Source organism: Streptomyces bullii (assembly GCF_042657145.1).
Classification (GTDB): Bacteria; Actinomycetota; Actinomycetes; order Streptomycetales; family Streptomycetaceae; genus Streptomyces; species Streptomyces bullii.
The window spans coordinates 96,454-116,399 of sequence record NZ_JBHSNY010000009.1 but is presented as its reverse complement, the minus strand read 5'-3'; the positions used below and the strand labels follow the sequence as shown (position 1 = coordinate 116,399).

General features: G+C 72.3%; 14 protein-coding genes and 1 pseudogene. 6 read left to right on the top strand and 9 right to left on the bottom strand.

What is annotated here, in order from left to right; genetic code table 11:
* The first annotated feature begins 33 nt into the window (after window positions 1-33).
* The gene (locus ACFPZJ_RS25600; protein WP_381026038.1) at window positions 34-1,356 is read left to right on the top strand and encodes an ROK family protein; all 1,323 of its coding nucleotides are present in this window, start codon (window positions 34-36) and stop codon (window positions 1,354-1,356) included.
* Window positions 1,357-1,496: 140 nt separating this feature from the next.
* On the opposite strand, the gene ACFPZJ_RS25595 is transcribed toward ACFPZJ_RS25600, so the two are convergent.
* From ACFPZJ_RS25595 to ACFPZJ_RS25585, 3 genes are all read right to left on the bottom strand, one after another.
* Window positions 1,497-3,959: a SpoIIE family protein phosphatase gene (locus ACFPZJ_RS25595; protein WP_381026035.1), complete on the bottom strand. Its 2,463-nt coding sequence runs from the start codon at window positions 3,957-3,959 to the stop codon at window positions 1,497-1,499.
* 144 nt (window positions 3,960-4,103) lie between these two features.
* Window positions 4,104-5,375 (bottom strand): MFS transporter, encoded by a 1,272-nt coding sequence (locus ACFPZJ_RS25590; RefSeq protein WP_381026034.1) that lies wholly within the window; start codon window positions 5,373-5,375, stop codon window positions 4,104-4,106.
* A 200-nt stretch (window positions 5,376-5,575) separates the two neighbouring features.
* Window positions 5,576-7,093 carry a SulP family inorganic anion transporter gene (locus ACFPZJ_RS25585; protein WP_381026032.1) on the bottom strand — a complete coding sequence of 506 codons (1,518 nt, stop codon included), beginning with the start codon at window positions 7,091-7,093 and terminating at the stop codon, window positions 5,576-5,578.
* Window positions 7,094-7,485: 392 nt separating this feature from the next.
* On the opposite strand from ACFPZJ_RS25585, the gene ACFPZJ_RS25580 reads away from it, so the two are divergent.
* Complete coding sequence (locus ACFPZJ_RS25580) at window positions 7,486-7,896, top strand: MerR family transcriptional regulator (RefSeq protein ID WP_381026030.1); 411 nt, start codon at window positions 7,486-7,488, stop codon at window positions 7,894-7,896.
* A 39-nt stretch (window positions 7,897-7,935) separates the two neighbouring features.
* Here ACFPZJ_RS25580 and ACFPZJ_RS25575 read toward each other — a convergent pair whose 3' ends face one another.
* Window positions 7,936-9,057 (bottom strand): amidinotransferase, encoded by a 1,122-nt coding sequence (locus ACFPZJ_RS25575; protein ID WP_381026027.1) that lies wholly within the window; start codon window positions 9,055-9,057, stop codon window positions 7,936-7,938.
* A 230-nt stretch (window positions 9,058-9,287) separates the two neighbouring features.
* Here ACFPZJ_RS25575 and ACFPZJ_RS25570 point away from each other — a divergent pair, with 230 nt between their 5' ends.
* Window positions 9,288-9,821: an aspartyl protease family protein gene (locus ACFPZJ_RS25570; protein ID WP_381026025.1), complete on the top strand. Its 534-nt coding sequence runs from the start codon at window positions 9,288-9,290 to the stop codon at window positions 9,819-9,821.
* Window positions 9,822-9,840: 19 nt separating this feature from the next.
* On the opposite strand, the gene ACFPZJ_RS25565 is transcribed toward ACFPZJ_RS25570, so the two are convergent.
* Complete coding sequence (locus ACFPZJ_RS25565; RefSeq protein ID WP_381026023.1) at window positions 9,841-10,422, bottom strand: Rv1733c family protein; 582 nt, start codon at window positions 10,420-10,422, stop codon at window positions 9,841-9,843.
* Window positions 10,423-10,568: 146 nt separating this feature from the next.
* Between ACFPZJ_RS25565 and ACFPZJ_RS25560 the strand changes: the two genes are divergently transcribed.
* Window positions 10,569-10,964, top strand: coding sequence for a hypothetical protein (locus ACFPZJ_RS25560; protein WP_381026020.1), 396 nt, complete (start codon window positions 10,569-10,571; stop codon window positions 10,962-10,964).
* Between the two features lie 17 nt (window positions 10,965-10,981).
* On the opposite strand, the gene ACFPZJ_RS25555 is transcribed toward ACFPZJ_RS25560, so the two are convergent.
* Both ACFPZJ_RS25555 and ACFPZJ_RS25550 read right to left on the bottom strand, forming a co-directional pair.
* Window positions 10,982-13,039: a galactose-binding domain-containing protein gene (locus ACFPZJ_RS25555; protein ID WP_381026018.1), complete on the bottom strand. Its 2,058-nt coding sequence runs from the start codon at window positions 13,037-13,039 to the stop codon at window positions 10,982-10,984.
* Window positions 13,040-13,284: 245 nt separating this feature from the next.
* On the bottom strand, window positions 13,285-16,086 hold the full coding sequence (locus tag ACFPZJ_RS25550) for a hypothetical protein (protein ID WP_381026015.1): 2,802 nt from the start codon (window positions 16,084-16,086) through the stop codon (window positions 13,285-13,287).
* Between the two features lie 56 nt (window positions 16,087-16,142).
* Between ACFPZJ_RS25550 and ACFPZJ_RS25545 the strand changes: the two are divergent.
* Window positions 16,143-17,066 (top strand): annotated as a pseudogene (locus tag ACFPZJ_RS25545) (hypothetical protein); the annotation flags it as partial.
* A gap of 353 nt (window positions 17,067-17,419) precedes the next feature.
* Here the strand turns inward: ACFPZJ_RS25545 and ACFPZJ_RS25540 are convergent.
* Window positions 17,420-17,896 (bottom strand): SRPBCC family protein, encoded by a 477-nt coding sequence (locus ACFPZJ_RS25540; protein WP_381026012.1) that lies wholly within the window; start codon window positions 17,894-17,896, stop codon window positions 17,420-17,422.
* A gap of 205 nt (window positions 17,897-18,101) precedes the next feature.
* Here ACFPZJ_RS25540 and ACFPZJ_RS25535 point away from each other — a divergent pair, with 205 nt between their 5' ends.
* Window positions 18,102-18,845 carry a class I SAM-dependent DNA methyltransferase gene (locus tag ACFPZJ_RS25535; protein ID WP_381026010.1) on the top strand — a complete coding sequence of 248 codons (744 nt, stop codon included), beginning with the start codon at window positions 18,102-18,104 and terminating at the stop codon, window positions 18,843-18,845.
* Window positions 18,846-19,047: 202 nt separating this feature from the next.
* Here ACFPZJ_RS25535 and ACFPZJ_RS25530 read toward each other — a convergent pair whose 3' ends face one another.
* Window positions 19,048-19,641 carry an AMIN-like domain-containing (lipo)protein gene (locus tag ACFPZJ_RS25530; RefSeq protein WP_381026007.1) on the bottom strand — a complete coding sequence of 198 codons (594 nt, stop codon included), beginning with the start codon at window positions 19,639-19,641 and terminating at the stop codon, window positions 19,048-19,050.
* Window positions 19,642-19,946: the final 305 nt, after the last annotated feature.

The following is a 19,946-nucleotide window of genomic DNA, read 5'->3' as shown; positions in this document are numbered from 1 at the left end:
GTTCGAGCTACTACTCCGGGACGAGGGGGCACAGTGGCAGTGCGCGGCGGCCGAACGGTCCGTGACCTGCGGCGCGAGAACCGCGCCGCCGTCTTGCAACGGTTGTATTTCGACGGGCCCCTGAGCCGCTTCTCGCTGGGGCCCGCCACCGGGCTGAGCTCGGGATCCATCAGCAACGTGGTGGCCGAACTGGTCGCCGAGGGGCTGGTGGAGGAGGCCGGAAGCGTGGACTCCGCCGGCGGCCGGCCGCGCACGCTGCTGCGCGTCAGCCCGCACAGCGGCTACATCATCGGCGTGGACATCGGCGAGACCCGGGTCCGCATCGAGCTGTTCGACCTGGCGCTCACCGAACTCGCCCGCGTGGAGAAGCCGCTGCCCATCGAGGGCCCGCGCCCCGGGGACCGGTACGACGTCGGCGTGGTCGTCGGCCATGTGCGCGACGGCATCGGGGAGGTCATGGACCGGGCGGGGATCGCGGCCGAACGACTCCTCGGGGTGGGCATCGGCGTGCCGGGCATCGTCGCCGCGACCCCTGAGGAGGGCGCCGTGGTGCACGGGCAGGCCATCGGCTGGGACGCCGTGCCGCTGGAGCGCCTGCTGCGCGAGTCCGGCCACCTGCCGCGGTCCGTGCCCTGCTTCATCGACAACGGCGCGAAGACGCTCGGGCAGGCGGAGATGTGGTTCGGCGCGGGGCGCGGGGCCCGCAACGCCGTCGTCGTGCTGCTCGGCTCCGGCGTCGGCGCCTGCGCGGTGGCCGACGACCTGCGTCCCGGCCGGGCCCTGGAATGGGGCCATCTGACCGTACGGGTGGGAGGGCGGCGTTGCCGGTGCGGAGCGCGGGGCTGCCTGGAGGCGTACGCGGGGGCGGAGGCGCTCCTGGACCGCTGGGCGGAGGCCGGCGGACGGCCGCCGGCCGACGTCGACGAGGAGACCGCGCTGACCGCGCTGCTGGCTGCCGCCCACCCCGGCCCGGACGCCCGCGGAGCGACGCCGGAGCCGGACGCGGCGGCCCTGGCCGTCCTGGAGGAGACGGCGGAGTACGTCGGCGCGGGCTTCTCCGACCTGGTCAACCTCCTCCAGCCCGAGCGCATCCTCGTCGGCGGCTGGGCCGGACTGATGCTCGGGGAACGCTTCCTGGACTCCGCGCGGAAGCACGCCACCGCCTACTCCCTGTCGTATCCCGCCGAGCATGTGCGGATCGCCCTGGGGACCCTCGGCCCGGACGCCGTCACCGTGGGAGCGGCCCTGCTGCCGCTCGCCGACTTCTTCGCCCGGGGCGGGCGCCGCGCGCAACCGGACCTCAAGGAGCCGGCCCCCGCGTGGCAGGCGACATTGCAGGGGCGCGGGGGGCTGTAGCACCGCTCGGACCGGTCAGGGCAACTCGTGCTGGAACCGGTCCCGGCCACTCCCGCTCGGGCCCGTCACGGCAACTCCCGCTCGGCCCGGGGCACGGCCTCCTGCTCGGACCCGTCACAGCCACTCCCCCCTCGGACCCGTCACGGCATCTCCTGCTCAGACCAGATGATCTTCCCTCCCGGTGTGTACCGCGCGCCCCAGCGATGGGAGAGCTGCGCCACGAGGAAGAGCCCACGGCCGCCCTCGTCCGTGCTGCGGGCATGCCGCAGCCGCGGCGCCGTACTGCTGCCGTCGGCGACCTCGCAGGTCAGGCGGCTGTCGCGGAGCAGTCGCAACCGCACGGGCCCCGATGCGTGACGGATGGCGTTGGTGACGAGCTCGCTGACGACCAGCTCCGTCGTCATGGCCAGTTCCCGGCAGCCCCAGGACTCGACCTGGCGGGTCGCACGGGCCCGGATGTCGGCGACGGCGGCCGGGTCCAGCGGCACGTCCCAGGAGACGACCTGGTCGGGGCCCAGGCCGCGGGTGCGGGTCAGCAGCAGAGCGACGTCGTCGGGCTGGGAGACGGGAACCAGCCGCTGGACCGCCGTCGCGCACAGCGTTTCGAGGTCGGGGCCGGGCCGTGAGAGCAGACTGCTGAGACGGGCCATGCCCCGGTCGATGTCGCGGTCGGCGCCCTCGACCAGCCCATCGGTGTAGAGGCCGAGCAGGCTGCCCTCGGCCAGGTCCAGCGCGGTGGCCTCGAAGGCCATGCCGCCCAGCCCGAGCGGGGGCCCGGCGGGCAGCTCCGGGAAGGAGACCTGCCCGTCCGGCGTGACGACGACCGGCGGCGGGTGGCCGGCCCGGGCCAGGGTGCATCGCCGGGTCACCGGATCGTAGACGGCGTACAGGCAGGTCGCCCCGAGGAACGCCGTGCCGGTGTGCTGGGCCGGCTCCCCCGCGGCCTCCTGCTCACCCAACCGGAGCACGAGGTCGTCGAGGTGCGCCAGCAGTTCGTCGGGGGGCAGGTCCATGTCGGCGAGGGTCTGGACGGCGGTGCGCAGCTGGCCCATCGTCGCCGCCGCGGTGATGCCGTGGCCCACCACGTCACCGACGACGAGGCCCACCCGGGCGCCGGACAGCGGGATGACGTCGAACCAGTCACCGCCGACGCCGCCCGTCGCCTCCGCCGGCCGGTAGCAGGAGGCCACCTCCACCGCCGTTCCGCCGGTCAGGGCCTGCGGAAGCAGACTGCGCTGCAAGGTGACGGCCGAGGTGTGTTCCCGGGTGAAGCGGCGGGCGTTGTCGACGCACAGCGCCGCGCGGGCCACCAGTTCCCGGGCCAGCATGACGTCGTCCTGCTGGAAGGGGGCGGGGTTCAGCGACCGTACGAAGGTGGCGAGGCCGAGGGTGGTGTCGCGGGCCCGCATCGGCACGGAAATGAGGGAGTGCAGCCCGTACTCGCGGATGTTCGCGGCCCGGGCCGGCTGTTCGGCGGCCCACAGCGGATCGTCCGGGTCGAGGACCGGTATGACGATCGGTTCTCCGCGGACGAGCAGCTCGGCGTCGTGCGGCGGGGGAACGAAGTCGACCCTGTCCCCCACCCGGGCGACGGCCTCGGGGCAGCCCTCCCGTACGGAGCTCATCCCCGCTCGGCGCATCACCGGCCTGGCGGGCGCCGGCCCGGCGTCGGACAGCCACGCCCCGTGCCCCTCGGTGCTCAGCACGGCTTCGAGGAGGTCGACGATGACGAAGTCGGCGAAGCGGGGCACGGCGAAGTCGGCGAGTTCCTGAGCGGTGCGCATCACGTCCAGCGTCCTGCCGATGCTGGTCCCGGCCTCGTTGACCAGCGCCAGCAGCCGACGGGCGTTCCACCTCTCGGTGACGTCCATGACCATGTAGCAGACGCCGGTGACGGAGTTGTCGGCGTCCACCAGGGGGAAGAACGAGGTGGAGTAGGCGTGCTGGCGGTGCGGGTCGGCCCAGCTCCATCCCACGTACTCGTAGTCGGTGACCGGGACGCCGGTCGTGAGCACCTTGCGCATCACGTCCTCGAGGGTCTCCGCCTGAAGACCCGGCAGCAGCTCGCTCAGACGGCGCCCCAGCCGCTGCTCGCGGGGCACTCCGCCGAAGCGCTCCAGGGTGTCGTTCAGCCACACGTACCGCAGATCGAGATCCATCACGGCCATGCCGACCGGGGAGCGGGTCAGGAAGCCGTCGAGGACGGACTGGCCCATGGACCACTGCTGCCGCTGCTCCCGTGCCGACATCAGGAAGCACTCGTCCCCGCCGATCCGGAAGGACGCGGAGACCCGCAGGTCGACCTCGATCCGGCCGCCGTCGCGGTGCCGTACGGGGATCAGGCCGCTCCACCCCATGCCCGCCCGGCACCGCTCGGCGATCCCGGCCGCGCGTGCCGGGTCCCCGGGCATCGCCAGCAGCTCCGCGGCGGGGCGTCCGACCACCTCCGCCGCAGAGTAGCCGAGGAGCGCTTCGGCGCCCCTGGTCCAGCCGACCACCGTGCCGGCCGCGGAGACCACCACCGCCGCGTCATGGGACGCGTCGAAGAGAGCGCGCGGTCCTACGGACGGAGGCACGTCGGATCCTTCTCGCACAGACACCATCGTGGCCATCCCTACACCCCCATATGGTCCCGCTCGGGCGCCCGGTACGCATGCCCTCGGGGGCGGAGCGCGGTCGGCGAGGATCCGTCGGGAGTACGGCGGGGCTCTCGCGCGGCGACGCGCGCCGGGGTCAGCCGGCTCCGGTCACGGCTGCCCGGTGCCGGCCGGTGCCGCCGTGCCCGGCACCTGCGTACCGGCGCCACCGAACCGGATGCCCTTGGCCTCCTTGCCGATCGCGCTCAGCAGCATGACGACGGCCAGGGTGGGCAGGACCGTCCACGCCATCGCCGCCGGATAGCCGTGCCGCTCGGCGAGGGCCTCCTGGAGGGGCAGGTTGAGAGCGGCGATCAGATTGCCGAGCTGGTAGGTGACACCGGGGTAGAAGCCCCGGATGGCGTCCGGGCTCATCTCGGTGAGGTGCGCGGGGATGACGCCCCAGGCTCCCTGCACGCACACCTGCATCAGGAAGGAGGAGAGCATCAGCCAGCCGACGGTGGTGGACAGCACGAAGAACGGCACCACGACCAGTCCCCCGGCCGCGGCGATCATGATCGTACGGCGGCGCCCCAGCCGCTCGGAGTACGCGCCGAGCAGCACGCCGCCCACGATGGCGCCGATGTTGTAGACCACGGCGATCGCGATCGAGGTGTCCGCGGAAAGCCCCAGGCCCTTCTTCACGAAGGTCGGGTAGATGTCCTGGGTGCCGTGCGACATCCAGTTGAACGCGGTCATCAGCGCGACCAGGTACACGAACCGCCGCAGCACCGCCGGGTTCTTGAACACCTGGTACGCGGGCGTGCGGTTGAGCCGGACGCTCTTCTGCCACACCTCGCTCTCCGCCACCCTGCTACGCACCCACAGCGCGACCAGGGCGGGCAGCAGACTGAAGGCGAACAGTCCGCGCCAGCCGAAGGCGGGCTCGATGACGTAGAAGGCCACCGCGGCCAGCAAGTAGCCCAGCGAGTAGCCGCTTTGCAGGAGGCCGGACCAGAAGCCGCGCCGGGAGGCCGGGATCTTCTCCATGGCGAGCGCCGCGCCCAGGCCCCATTCGCCGCCCATTCCGATGCCGTACAGCAGGCGCAGCACCAGCAGCACGGTGTAGTTCGGCGCGAAGGCGCAGGCGAAACCGACGATCGAGTAGAAGACGACGTCGACCATGAGCGGAACGCGGCGGCCGCGGCGGTCCGCCCACATGCCGAAGAGCAGGGCGCCGACCGGGCGCATCACCAGCGTGGCGGTGGTGAGGAAGGCCATGTCGGTCAGGGAAACGTGGAAGTCGTCGGCTATCTCGCTGTAGACGAGGACGACCAGGAAATAGTCAAAGGCGTCCATCGCCCAGCCCAAGTAGGCGGCGACGAAGGCGTTCCGCTGGTCCTTGGTCAGCCCAGCCGCCTGTTCTCCGACGGTTTTCAGCATGACGGCCCTCCCGGAGTTCGCAGCCGAGGCTAGGTTCGGGCGGAGGGGCGAACAACGGGAGATCGGCAAAGCACGGGCCACGGTTGCCCAAAGAGCGACCGCCCCGGTTCCTCGGTATCGCGTGAACGGCGGGGCCCGCATACCTGCGGAACGCCAGGACCCCGGCGGGGCCGGGGTCCTGGGCGAGCCTGCGTGAACCGTCAGTGGCCGGCTGCAAGTTCGCCGCTGAGGCGGCTGTGGAGGTGGGCGCTGGACTCGTTGAGCCCGGTGATCTCCACGGTCTTGCCGCGCTGGGCGTACTTGGTCTCGATCGCGTCGAGTGCGGCGACGGAGGAGGCGTCCCAGATGTGGGCGGCGGACAGGTCGATGACGACCTTGTCCGGGTCGGTGGCGTAACGGAACTGGCCGACAAGGTCGTTGGAGGAGGCGAAGAACAGCTCGCCGGTGACCCGGTAGACGGCGGTGCTGCCGTCGGGGTCGACGACGGCGGTGACCTCCGCGAGGTGCGCGACCCGCTTGGCGAAGACGACCATGGCCGTGATCGAGCCGGCGACGACGCCGACGGCGAGGTTGTGGGTGGCGACGACGCAGACCACGGTGATCGCCATGACGGTGATCTCCCCGGCCGGCATCCGCCTGAGGGTCTTCGGGGCGACGGAGTGCCAGTCGAACGTCGCGAACGACACCATCACCATCACGGCGACCAGCGCGGCCATGGGGATGTCGGAGACGACCGGGCCGAACACGATGCACAGCACCATCAGGAACGCCCCGGCGAGGAAGGTGGACAGCCGGGTGCGGGCGCCGGAGACCTTCACGTTGATCATCGTCTGGCCGATCATGGCGCAGCCGCCCATGCCACCGAAGAAGCCTGTGACGATGTTGGCGATGCCCTGCCCGACGGACTCACGGGTCTTGGAGGAGGGGCTGTCGGTGAGGTCGTCGACGAGCTTGGCGGTCATCAGCGACTCCATCAGGCCGACGAGCGCCATCGCGAAGGCGTAGGGGGCGATCGTGGTGAGGGTGTCCAGGGTGAACGGCACGTCGGGCAGACCGGGCACCGGCAGGGAGGAGGGGAGTTCGCCCTTGTCGCCGACGGTCGGGACCGCGATACCGGCGGCGACGGTGACGAGGGTCAGGATGACGATGGACACGAGCGGCGCCGGGACGACGGTGGTGATCTTCGGGAAGAGCACCATCAGGCCCAGCCCGGCGACGACCATCGGGTACACGGCCCAGGGCACACCCCGCATCTCGGGGACCTGGGCCATGAAGATGAGGACGGCGAGGGCGTTGACGAAGCCGACCATCACCGAGCGGGGCACGAACCGCATCAGTTTCGCCACTCCCAGCGCCCCCAGGATCACCTGGAACACGCCTGCGAGGATGACCGCGGCGATCAGGTAGCTCAGGCCGTGCTCGCGGTTCAGCGGCGCGATCACGAGCGCGACGGCGCCGGTCGCGGCGGAGATCATCGCCCGCCGACCGCCGACGACCGCGATGGTGACGGCCATGGTGAACGACGCGAACAGGCCGATCGCCGGATCGACACCGGCGATGATCGAGAAGGAGATCGCCTCGGGGATCAACGCGAGCGCGACCACCAGGCCGGCCAGCACCTCGGTGCGCCAGACCTTCGGATCACGCAGCCAGTCGGGCTTCGGACCGCGCAGGAACGCGGCGCGTGCGGCGGAAACGGCAGCGGACGAAGAGGACAAGGAAACGGGTACCTGTCATGCTCGGGCACACCCCGTCCGGCAGGCCGGGGCACGCGGGAGGACGCGGAGGGGCCGGAGCGGCCCCCTCGGGCGGCCCCGTGACACGGGACCGGAAGACGAAGCGAAGGACGGTGCGTGGGCCTGTCCGGCCGGGCTCACATCCGGGGCCGAGGCATCACGGCGGGCAGGCGGCGGCGCCGGGCGTCCTGGGCTCGCGCACGGCTGGTCTCCTGCAAGGATCGGATCTTTGCCGGGGGCGGCATCGGCCCCGACACGCAACGGCGGACTGGCGACAGGCCGCCCGCACACGGCAACTCTACCCTAACGTTAGGGTAGAGATCGGCGGCGGGGGCGCCGCGGCACGAGGACGACGAAGGGCCGGGACGACGGGCGTGGACGGCAAGCACATGCAGATCGGCGAGGTCGCCACGCGCACGGAGCTGTCCCTGCGTACGATCCGGCACTACGAGGAGACCGGCCTGGTCGTCCCCTCCGCCCGCTCGCAGGGCGGCTTCCGCCTCTACACCGAACGGGACGTCGAGCGGCTGATGGTCGTTCGCCGCATGAAGCCGCTCGGCTTCACCCTGCAGCAGATGCGCGACCTGCTGGATGCCACCGATCGCCTCGCTGCCGGCGAGCAGCCGTCCGACGCCGAGCGGGCGGCCCTGCTGGAGCGCGTACGCGGCTACGAGCAGGCCGCGGCGCGGCGTGTGGACGAGCTGAGGGTGCAACTGGCCAGGGCGGAGGAGTTCGCCGGCACGCTGCGTGCCCTCCTGGAGAAGGCCGGGCCCCCGCAGACCTGACCGGCCGTCGACCACCTGCCGCCTCGGTACGGTGGCCGGTCAGTCGACGTACGACTCCAGCGTGCCGCGGCGCCGGATGTCGAGGGTCGCGCAGTGGAACGAGCCGCCGAACGGCGCGTAGTGCAGCAGGTCGCACGGGATCGGCTCGAATCCCCAGCGCTCCAGGGCCCGCAGCATGCCCGTGTGGTGGCGCTCCGCGATCACCCGTTTCTCGTCGATCATGAGTACGTTCATGCTGAGCCACTTGCCGCACATCGAGGTGACCTTGAGCAGGGACCCGTCGATCGGGTCGGGCTCGGGGGCGACGAGGACGTCCCAGGACCTCAGGACGTCGGGGAGTCGGTCGACGTCGACGTATTCGGGATTCACCAGCACCTTGCCGGGCGCCAGCAGCACGAACGTCGTGTCGATGTGCATGGGCGTGCGGCAGCGGCTCTCGATCTCGTGGATGCGGTAGCCGGGCCCCAGATGGCGGCGCAGCCAGTCGATGCCCATGCGGTTGGTGACGTTGCTCCGGGTGACGAACAGGTCGCGCCCCGCACGGACGAAGTCGGCCGCGTCGAACACCGGCTCGAACTCGGTGAGGATGTAGCGCATCGGCTCACCGGGCTCGGGGACACGGAAGTCCGGATCGAACAGGGCGTCCGTGAGCTGCGGTTTCGGAGCCGCCGTCCAGCGCGCGCCGCGCCGGAAGTAGTCCTTCAGGAGCGGGCGGTAGGAGTGGGTCTCGAAGTACCGGCACGGCCAGGCCATCGGGGTCTCGATGATCTCGTCCCCGATCACCAGCATGCTGTCGCGCGGGCAGGTGTTGCAGAACCCGCGTGACGACCAGTCGGGGGTGCCGAAGCGCCGTGTGTGGTCGACGGCGTCCGGGCGGGTGACCGTGATGCCCAGGGACTCCAGCAGAGCGACGAACCGGTCGAGTTCCTCCTGTGCCCGCTCGATCAGCACACGCGGGTACTTGAAACCGGCGGCGAGTCCCTGCAACCGCGCCGCCCACGGTGGCACGTTGCAGGCAACCACCGGGTGCCGGGAGGGGATCGTCGCGCCGTCGAGCCGCCCGACGATGATCTCCTCCAGCGGGTCCCACTCATTGTGTGAATTGACCGGCGAAACGAGAGGTTCCGCGGCAGTGTCCGTCGTGGCCGATGGCGCCGACATCAGGCAACGCTCTCCGATCGCAGAAACCAGTAGTCAGATGTACCCGATCCGTTCCTCACGGTGCGCGACGGAGCCGTCCGCGTCAATGAGCCGGACCGTCTCCCGTGCCTCCGGTAGCACGGATGGAAGCGGCGGCGCATTCGGGGGCGCGGCGTTTGCGCCGTGCGCCCGCGGATACATCAAAGGCGCGACCAGCGGCGCCAGGTGCGCCGAGACAAGGAGCCGCGGTCATGTTCCGCTCCGCCTGTGTCGTCCGGCCCTCGAACCGGTACACCCGCCGGACGGCGTTGGGGGTCGCCGCGCTGCTCACCGCCGCGCTGGCCACCGCCTGCGCCGACGGCGAGCCCGGGCCGGCCACGGCCGCCCGCGAGGTGCCCCTCACCGTGATCGAACGAGACGGCCAGACCATGGTCCTGGCTCCGGTCAGCATCGGCGGCGCGGGCCCCTTCATGTTCGTGCTGGACACCGGTGCCTCGGTCAGCGCCGTCGACGACGACCTCGCCCGGCAGCTGGACCTGCCCCGGACCGGGGAACGGCAGCCCATCAGCGGTGTGGTCGGCCAGGACACGGTCCCGGTCGTCGCGATAGGCGGCTGGGAGCTGGGAGACGTCCGTCTGGACCCGGCCGACGCGACGGTCGTCGACCTTGACGCCCTCAGGGGCGGCCGGCCCCTCCAGGGCCTGCTCGGCTCGGACGTGCTCGGCGACTTCGGGCGGATCACCGTCGACTACGAGGAGGAGGTGCTCCTGCTCACGCCCCGCTGACCTGACCCCCGCCGAGGGGTCAGCCCGTCTTCCACCCCCTGCGGGTGTCGATGCGGGCCCACTCCGCGGTCCACTGCGCCATGCGGTGCCGGTCCAGGCCGAGACGTACGGTCCTGGCGGCGCCGAGGGCGAGCCCGCCCGCGCAAGCGGCGGCCAGGATGCCGCCCGAGACCGCGTGCAGCCTGGTTTCGACGTCGGTCAGCGGTTCGGCCGTGATCTCGCCTTTCGGGTCCGTCCAGACGGTCACCGCGCTGCCGGCCGTGGCCGTCGGCGCCACCCTGGCCTCGTCCGTGTGCGTCGAGCCGTCGGGCGCCGTCCAGCGCACGGTCGCCCACACCCGGTGGTCGGCAGCCTCCCGGGCCGTTGACCGGTCCTTCACGTCCTCGACGAGCCGGGCCGTGACCTGGCGCCGCTCCAGCCGCTGCCGCTCGGCGGACCGTTCGACGGAGTCCGCCGCCGCCAGCCCCGCGAGCAGGCCGCCGACCAGCGCGACGACCCACGCGGCGAGCACGACCCATGCCTCGACGATGTCGCTGCGCCGTCTGAGCGGATTGCGCCGCCACCGCCACAGCCATACCCGCCCGTATCGTGACGCAGCCATCGGCCGACACCCCCTAGTGAGCACCGACAGCACACTTACCAGTGTGCTCCCGGTGGCGGGTGCCGCGCACGAGGGAGGCGTCAGGGTGCCGTGACCGGGGCGCGAATTCCCAAGCCCGCCCCGGTTCGACGCACTACGGTGGCCTGGTGAGAAGCGCTCGCCGGTTCCGGCGTCTCGTCGTCGGGGAGGCCGTCTGGTACTGGACGGTCCGGCAGCGGGTGCGGCCCGTCTACGCCGACTGCCGCCTGAAGATCTCCTTCGTCGCCGAGGGCACCGGCAGCCCCGGGCGCCGGTTGACCCTCGTCTTCGCGCCGTCCGCGGACGGGGTCGTCTCGAACACGTACGTCGAGTCGGGCACCGTGACACGCCTGCCGGACCGCAGCCACCTCAACCTCCACGAGCCCGGGACGGCCCGCCGCCTGCTGGACGCCGCCGCGCCCACGCTGGAGCGGTGGCCGTCGAAGCGGCACGTGGAGGTGGACGGCTGGCCCTGCTTCGCCCGGGTGGTGGGCGGTCCGGGCGGCGGTGCCTCCGGGCGTTGACGCCCCCGGCCGCCGGGTCAGCCGCTGTGCACGCCCACCTCGTGCAGGGAGTACCCCCAGTCGGTGCCGCGCTCCACGCCGTGGATGCGGACGTAGCGGGCCGGCGCCGGGGTGAAGAGCGCGGTGTCCAGGCCGCCGTCGCCGGAGGTGGTGGACCAGGCGGTCCGCCAGGTCGCGCCGTCGGTGGACAGCTCGACCCGGTACGCCTTGCCGTACGCGCGTTCCCAGTCGAGCGTGACGCGTCCGACCCGGTGCGTGGCGCCCAGGTCGATCCGCAGCCACTGGTCGTCGCTCCAGTCGCTGGCCCAGCGGGTCTTCCGCGCGCCGTCCACCGCCCGGCCCGGCGCGTAGCTGGTGAAGAGGCTCCACTGCGTCGAGGCGGCCGTCGCCGCCGCGCCCTCGGCGAGGTCGACGCCGGAGCGGTGCCTCTCGGCCGCGCCCCAGGTGTCCAGGTAGGACTCGGCGCCCCGGAACAGGTCGTCGACCACGCCCTGGCCGCCGACCAGCCGGATGTCCTCGATCCAGTCGGGCACCAGGCCGTAGTGCGCGGCTCCGTCGGTGTTCAGGTCCCAGGTGCGCTCGCCGGTGGTCTGCCGGTCGATGACGGAGCCGCCGTCGACGCTGCGGAAGGGGTACTTCACGGGGTCGGGGGCGTCCGCGCCGCGCGGGCCCGGCCAGCCGCCGACGCCGTTCATGTCGGTGCCGTAGCCGTAGCCCACGTCGTACTTCTCGCGCAGCGCGTCCGTGCGCCGGGCCTCCGCGCCGAACGCTTCGGAGCCGTGCATGTACTGGGCGATGAAGCCGCCGAGCCCGTAGACCCGCTCGGTCCAGTTGAGGTCCATCCAGCTGTGCGAGGAGAGCACGCCGGAATACGACTCGGCTTCGAAGAGGTCGAGCACCCGGCCGGTGGCCTTGACGCTCATGTGGTCGATCTCGAGCATCATCTTGCGTTTCATCATGCCGCGCACGGCGTACTCACCGAGTTCGGTGAGGCCGCGGACGTTGCACCGGGCGTCGCTGTCGTAGGACGGGACCTCCACGCCCGCCGGGAGTTTCTTCTCGGCCGCCGGTGCCGAGGCCAGGCCGATGGGGTTGTCGTGCTGCGGTCCGGTGCACCGCTCCGTCCTCCAGAAGGTGCCCGTCGACAGGAACTGGCCGACGTTGATGGCCGTTCCCAGCGCGCCCTCGTCGAAGCGGACGCCGCACAGCGCGTTGTCGAACTTGTGGCAGAGGAACATGCTGCGCACGCCCAGCGCGTACAGCTCGTCCAGCCCCGCGTCGATGTCCCTCCTGTCGCACTGCGGGACATCGAGGATCTGCTTGCAGCCGAACGGCTCGGAGGTCTCGACGCCGAGGACGACCGCGAGCTTGCCCTGCTCGATCACCTCGCGGGCCTGCGCGCTGTCGGTGACGATGCGGAACCAGCCCCTGCCGGGGCCGCCGTACATCCTGTCGATGTAGGCCTGCAGGTCGTACGTGAGCTTCGCCTGGAGGCGGATCGACGTCATCTCGTCGCAGCCGCGGTCCTTGAAGAAGTACACCGAGCAGATCACGCCGTTGGTGACGAGGTCGTTGACGAGGACGCGCTGGCCGCCGCGCCATGCCCGTTCCACCCAGGCGTAGTAGTTCTGCTGGTGGGTCAGCGAGTCGTGCGCGGGCCAGTCCTTGAAGGTGGGCCAGCCCACCGGGTCGTGCCTGCCGTCGCCGCCTTTGGTGATGAAGTCGAAGACCGCCAGCGAGCCGTCGGGGTAGTGCTCGGGGCAGTCCTTGAGCGCGTCGGCGATCCCTGCCTCGGAGAACGGCTTGCCGCAGATGAGCCGCCCGCCGAACGCCTCGTTGGAGAACAGGTGGTTGTGGGCGTCGACGAAGCCGCGCACCTCGCCCCGGGAGTCGGTGCCGGTGAACGGCTCGCCCGTGACGCCGATTCGGGAGTCCGGGGCGGGCCGTGCCGTCGGGTTCCACCAGTCGGTTCCGGCGGCGGAACTCGGCGTGGGACCGAGGGCCACGGCCAGGACGAGGAGCAGCAGCGACAGGACGGTGACGTCTTTGCGTCGTCGGTACGGGCGTCGAGCCATGGTCACCACTGCGTCCCTCGGTCGGCGGGCTCGCGCGGTCGACGGGCCGGGCCGTCCGGGTCCGGGTCGCCCGCCCGACGGCAGGCTTGTCATGACCAGCGCAAGTTACGGGACGAGGATCGCGACTGCTGTACTCGACGTCAAGAGCCGGGGCCCGTCGGCGTCCTGAAGGGCGCCCGGCAGCGCGGCCCGACCGGACGGTGTCCTGGCCGGGCCGCGCGGACGGGGCCGGGCTAGAGGCGCGCCTACGGTGCGTCCAGGACCGTGCCCGTCAGGGCCGGGCCCTGGGGCTCGCCCTCCTCGTCGGTGGGCTGGAGCCGGAGGTACTCCGTGGGCTCGGCGACCTGGTCACGGACCGTGGGCACGGTCACCTCCGCGCTCACCTCGCCGGCCGGTACCGGCGCCCACAGGGAGAAGTACTCCAGGCCGGACAGCGGCACGTCCCCGTCGGGGACGTCCCCGACCACCTCGCGAAGCCAGTCGGGGTCGACGTCCTTGGTGGACAGCTCGGGACGGCCGCCGGCCGCTACGACCGCCAGGGACGCCGCGAGGTCCACGTCGGCGGGCTCGGACAGCGAGACCTTCCAGCGCAGCGGCTGCCCTTCGGTGACCCGGTCGGCTGCCGGCGTCACGCTGATCCGGGGCATGGGGTCGTCGTTCTCCACGGTGACGCCGCCGCTGTAGGAGCCGACGACCGCGCCACGGACCGCCTTGACGAGGACGTCCTGGGAGGTGTCCCAGGCGAATCGCCTGTTGCCCTCCACCTTGACGGTCACGTCGATGCCGGGGCCGCCGGGACGGACCGTCACCAAGCGGTCCTCGGCCGCTCCCGTGACCGGGTCCACGACGTACACCCGTACGGTGCCGCCGGTGTTGCCGGAGGCGCGCACGGGCACCTGGTAGGTGCGCGCGCCCGAGTCGCCCTCCTTGACCTTCAGACGGCCGACGTCGATCCGGGCCAGCGGGGCCGCCTGCACGGCCGGGGTGCCGGCCCGCCAGGCGTAGGCGTCCATCAGCCAGGCCTGGCCCGTGCGCGAACGCGGGGTCAGCTCCAGCGAGGCGACGCGCCGCAGGTCGACTCCGGCGCGGGCGGCGGCGGTGAGCGGTACGCGCAGTTCCCGCGCCCAGTAGGAGGCGGTGCGCGCGCTGCCCGGCAGTCCGTCGGCCCGGACGCGGCCGAGGGTGGCGCGCTTGCCTTGGCTGTCGGTGACGGAGACGTCCAGCTGTGTGCCGGTGCTGTTGGGCGGGACGATGACGCGCAGCGCCAGGCTCCTGGCGTCCTTGAGGGAGAGCGGCCGGTCGGGGCGTACGCGGGTCGCGGTGCCCGGCGCGGACCAGTTCATCGCGACCGCGCGGCGGCCGGTCTCGCGCCGCAGCCACCACTGCGCGAAGTGCGGGGAGGCGCCGAGCGCGTCCTCGCCCAGGCAGGCGGCGCGCGGGTCGGGGTCGACCGCGGAGCACAGCCGTCCGCCGGTGACCGCGACCGGGCCGTCCGGCAGGAAGCCGGCGCCGCGGCCCGCGCCCACCGCGTGGGTGAGCACGCGGGCGGGGTCGGCGGAGGGGGCCCGGCGGCCGGTGCCGTCGATCAGTTCGCGCACCCGGTCGTCACCGGCGACGAACAGGCGGGCGGCGGCCGCGATGTAGGTGGCGCCGGCGCGGTGCTGCTGCCGGGCCGTCAGACGGGTCGCGCTGCCCGGGGAACACACCGGGTCCTTGTCCTCGGGGTCGTGCCAGAAGTCGTCGTTGGCGGGTGCCGCGGCCTGGCCGGGCGTCCATTCGCTGTTGAAGAAGTTGTGGTTGGCGCCGGTGATGTGGACCGCGCTGTGCAGGGCCCTGCCTCGGCTGACACCGCGGGTGCCGTCCACGTACACCTGGCCCTGGAGGTCGGAGACGTCGCCGTCGCAGCCCGGCAGGATCGTCAGCGACGGCACGTCCGGCACCGGGTTCTGGCCGAAGACGGTGGGGCCGATGAGCACGGTGCCGCGGACGGTCCAGCGGGCCCGCCCGGGCCGGCCGTCCTGGGCGGCCGGAGGGGCGTAGAGGCTGTCCATGGCGGCCCTGTTGACGCCTTCGCCGCCGCGCGAGTGGCCGACGAGCAGGACGCGGGACAGGTCGGTCCTCGGGGCCTTGCGGACGGCGGCCGGTGCGGTGGCGGGGTGAGCGGCCCAGTTCGCCCAGCGCGCCAGGTGCGACCGCACCAGCGACGAGCGGGCCTGGGCGCCGGCGTCCTCGAGTTGCGCGTCCTGGCCGTTGACGCCGTTGGCGGAGACCGAGACCGTCACGTAGCCCTGCGAGGCGAGCAGCTTCTGGTCCTGGAGGTAACCGCGGTGACTGGGGATCGGCTGCGCGCCGGGGGCGCAGGGCCAGTCGATCGTGACCTCTTCCTCGCCCTTGCCGGGGACGTAGCAGGTCGCGTGGCGGCCGTGCAGGAAGAGCGCGAGCGGGCGCTTTCCGGTCGCTCCCTCGGGGGCGACGACCACGGCGCGCATCTCGACCTTGGCCGGGAGGTTGGGCAGCCGGATCGGGGCGAGCGCGTACTCCCCGGTGGTCGTGCGGTAGCGGCCCGGCTTGCCCGGGTCGACGGCGCCGGCGGGGAGCCGGGGCGGGAGCTTCACGGCCGGTGGTGCGGCGGAGTGCCGCTCGCGCCGCTCGGCGGCGCCGGGTCGCTCGTCCAGGCGCCGCCCGGCGGACAGTACCTGAAGGCTCTTCAGCCAGCCCGGCCCGGCCAGATCGGCGTCGTCCAGTGGGAGGCGGAAGGTCCGGCCGTCCGCGTCCGGCTCCGGCACGCCGATCAGTTTGCCGTCGGTGTGGAACTCCACGCGCGCGTCGCCCGGTGGGACGGGCCGCGGCGAGCGCCACTCCAGTGCGTTCCCGTCCTCGGTGGCGGTGATCCGCCAGCCGGGCGGCAGCTCACCGGCTCCGTGCGCCGGTGCGGGGGCGGCAGGCGCTCCGGGTGGCTGCGGCCGGGCCTGGGCGACGGCGGGTGACACCCCCAGCACGGTCAGCACCGCCGCCGCGGTGGCCCATATGCGTCGGGCACGTATCAACGATCCACTCCTCAACTCCTCGTGACGGGCGCTCCGTCCGGTGCGGACGCCCCCCGATGGAGGAGGGGAAGAGGATCCTGTGGGTTGCCTGTGCGCCGTGTGAGATCGGCGGGTCAAGGCGCGGGATGTTCGATACCTCGCCGTGGTGCCATCAGGTTCAACGCCGTTGCGCGGTAGGCGACTTCTGCCAGAAGCGGTGCGGCATGAGGCACGATGAGCTGATCCGGTACGAGCTGATCCGACCGTTACCGGACCTGTTGCGGACGCACGCCGAGCGCGCGGCTGACCGGGTGGTGTTCTCGGACTTCTCGCGGGCCGTCACCTACGCCCAACCGGGGCGGCGCGCCAACCGGAGTGGCGCGCAGGTACGTTGGCCGCACACCTGGGCCGGTCGGGCCTCGGCCGCCGGGGGAACCGGGTGGCCGTCCTCCTCGGCAACAGCGTGTAGCTGGTCGAGAGCTGTCCGGCCGTCACCCGAGCGAGCGGCAGGGGCGTCCCTGCTCGACCCCCGCTCCCTCGTCGCCGAACTCGCCCACCTCTTGCGGGAGACAGCGGGGCCTCGGTGGCGACTCCCGCTGCTCCGACGCCGCTCTCGCCCACTTCCTACGGGACAGCGGGGCCTTGGTGGCCGTCACCCCCCGTCTCCCCCGTCTCCCCCGGTCGCTCACCGGGCACGTCCGGCCCCGCCTGCTGCTGACCGGTCCGGGCCCTGTCCCCGCCCGACGCTCCCATGGGCACGGTCCTGTTCGAGTCCGCGGCCGGAGCCGGTCCGGGACGCTCGTCCGGCGACGACCTGGGACGGTCTCGGGCTCGACGAACCGGCCTTGATGCTCTACGCCTCCGGCACCACGCGCCGCCCCAGGGACGTGGTCTCCCCCCAGCGTGTCGCCCTGTGGTCGATGGCGTCCTGGTGGGCCCCTGTCTTCGGCACGACGCCCGAGGACCGGCTGCCGTTGCCGCTGCCGCTGTTCCGCAGCTTCGGGCACTCGCCAGCCGTGCTGGGCGTCACCGCCGTCGGGGCGAGCACCCATGTCACCGGTGAACTCCGTTCCCCCGCGCACTTCTGCGCGAGCTCGGGCTCCCCGGCAGGACGGTGCGGGGCGGCCGTTCACGCTGCTGGCTGGCGTACCGGCCACCTATCACGGGCTCGTGTCAGCCGCCGAGCGGGAGCACCCGACAGCGGACGCGCCGGCCCGCCATGCGCTGGGCCCGCTCGGCTGGCTTTCATGCGCCGGCGAGCAGGTATGCGGGCTGCTGCCAGTGACCGGCGGGCTGGTCGCCTGTGCGACCAGCCCGCCTGTCTCCGGCCCTCAGGCCGTCAGTCCCGCGGCCGTCAGAGGGACGGACCGGACTCACCCGGGCGGATGCGACCGCGCCAGGATCCGGACTCACCACCGCGCTCCTCGATGAACTGCTTGAAGCGCTTCATGTCGCCCTTCACCCGCCGGTCGATCGTCCCGATCATGTCGGCGGCCTTCTCCACGACCCCGGAGGGCTCGACATCCATCACGAGCTCCACCCGGGTGTGCGTGTCGTCCACACGCTCGAAGCGGACTGTGCCCTTCTGATGCGTGTCCCCGGTGGTGGTGCGCCAGGTGATCCGCTCGTCGGGAAGCTGGTCGACGATCTCGGTCTCGAACTCCCGGCGTACCCCGCCGATCTTGGTCGTCCAGTGGTTGTGGCGGTCGTCCAGCTGCCTGACCTCCTCGACCCCCTCCATGAAGTTCGGGAACTCCTCGAACTGGGTCCACTGGTTGTAGGCGGTGTGGACGGGGACGCCGACTTCCACCGTTTCCTTCACCGTGCTCATCTGTGTGCCTCCGTATCTCGTTGATCGACTGCGGGAGGCCCGTCGGCCCGTACGCAGCTCAGGGCTCGCCGCGACGAGTACCCGGGGAGCCCGGGTTACCACCCGCGAGTTCCGATCACCGGCCGTGAGCGTCTCGATCCCCTGGTCCGGGCGCCCGTGAAGAATTCAGGCGCGCCCGCCGTGCCGTGGCCGTTACGGTCCAGGGGTGCTCGATGAAGACGGCTACTTCACAGAGGCCATCGCGGCCGATTACGACGACTCCGCGGCCGAGATGTTCCGGCCGGACGTGGTGGACCCGGCAGTGGACACGCTGGCCGGGCTGGCGGGCGGCGGCCGGATCCTGGAACTGGGCATCGGCACCGGCCGGATCGCGCTGCCCCTGGCCCGGCGCGGCATCCCGGTGCACGGCATCGACATGTCCCGTGCGATGGTGGCCCGGCTGCGGGCCAAACCCGGCGGCGACGCGGTCGGCGTGACGATCGGCGACTTCGCGACGACGAGAGTGGAAGGCTCGTTCGCGGCCGTCTGCCTGGTCTTCAACACAATCGGCAACCTGACGACCCAGGACGCCCAGGTGGCCTGCTTCCGCAACGCCGCCGCGCATCTGGAACCGGGGGGCTGCTTCGTCGTCGAGGTGACAGTGCCCGACCTGCGCCGACTGCCCCCGGGACAGAACGCCGTCGCGTTCCACATCAGCGAAGAGCGATGGGCCTTCGACGTCTACGACACCGCGACACAGGCCATGAGCTCCCACTACGTCACGATCGTCGACGGACGTGCCGAGCACTGGTCCATCCCGTTCCGGTACGTGTGGCCGGCCGAGCTCGACCTGATGGCGCGGCTCGCGGGACTGCGGCTGCGCGACCGGTGGGGAGGGTGGAAGCGGGAGCCGTTCACCCGCGAGAGCCGCGCCCACGTCTCGATCTGGGAGAAACCGCCGACCGGCTGAGTGCGGCTGGTCCACGGCACTCCACCCTGGAATGCGGCTGGATTTACGGTGACTCCACCCTGGGCGCTTCGACGCCGTCGCACTGCTTCAGGACCCGTCGGTACCCGCCTGATCCGGTTTCCGGGCGTTGTCCTTTCTCCGTGGCTCCCCGCGCGGCGCCACCGCCCCGGGGAAGGAGGCGGTGGCGCGCGGCAGGGCGGTCTCAGCTCCTGCCGGTCCAGGTGTGCGCGACGTCCACCACGATGCGGTCGGTCATCTGCAGCACGCGGAACGGCAGCCGGGCCCGGACTCCGAGGCCCACCTGCGTCTCCCCCTCGAAGCTCCCGGCGAACCGGGCGTCCCGGAAGGTGCGGTACCCCGTCAGGTCGACGCCCGGCAGGGGGCGTCCCGCCCGGGCCGGATAGGTGGGTGCGCCGGTGTCGGGGTCGTAGGCGGGCGCGGCCACCCGCACCTCCAGGACGGCTCCGCCGGCGACGGGCACGTGCCGCCCCGAGCCGTCCTGGTACAGGCGGTCGACGTACCGGACCCAGTAGCCGAGGCCGCTGCGCCCGGCTCCGGGGAGGTCGACGACCATCCGGTCGAAGCAGGCGTGCCGGCCGGTCCTGATGTTCCTCACCGGTGTCGCGGTGGAGGTGCGGCTGGTCTTCTCGAGGCTGCCCCAGCCGGTGGGGCATGCCGTGGTGGTGCGCGCGGTGGCGGCCGGGGCCGCGCCGGCCGGGACGGCCGCCGCTGTCAGGGTGGCGCCCAAGAGCGCGACCGTCGCGCATATCGCGCTGGTTGTTCTGGTTCGTAGCATTCTCGCCCCCGAGATCTGCATAGTGCTGATATCGGGTGAGACGACCGGGTTGCTCGAAAGGTTGCGCTCCTCTTCCGGATTTCCCAGCGCCTTCCCTGGGCGCCGTACCCCACCCGCACCGGGTGCGCGACGCGGCGGCCGGGAACAGCCGCCGACCGGTCCGGACGGCGACGCTCCCACCGCGCCGGAGAGCCGCCCATGGCACATCCTGGTGGGGAGCGAATGGTGTCCGGTGCGTCCGTACCGGAAGGACGCGACATGGATGAGGCAGCCGCCGGAGCGAATGGTGTCCGGTGCGTCCGTAC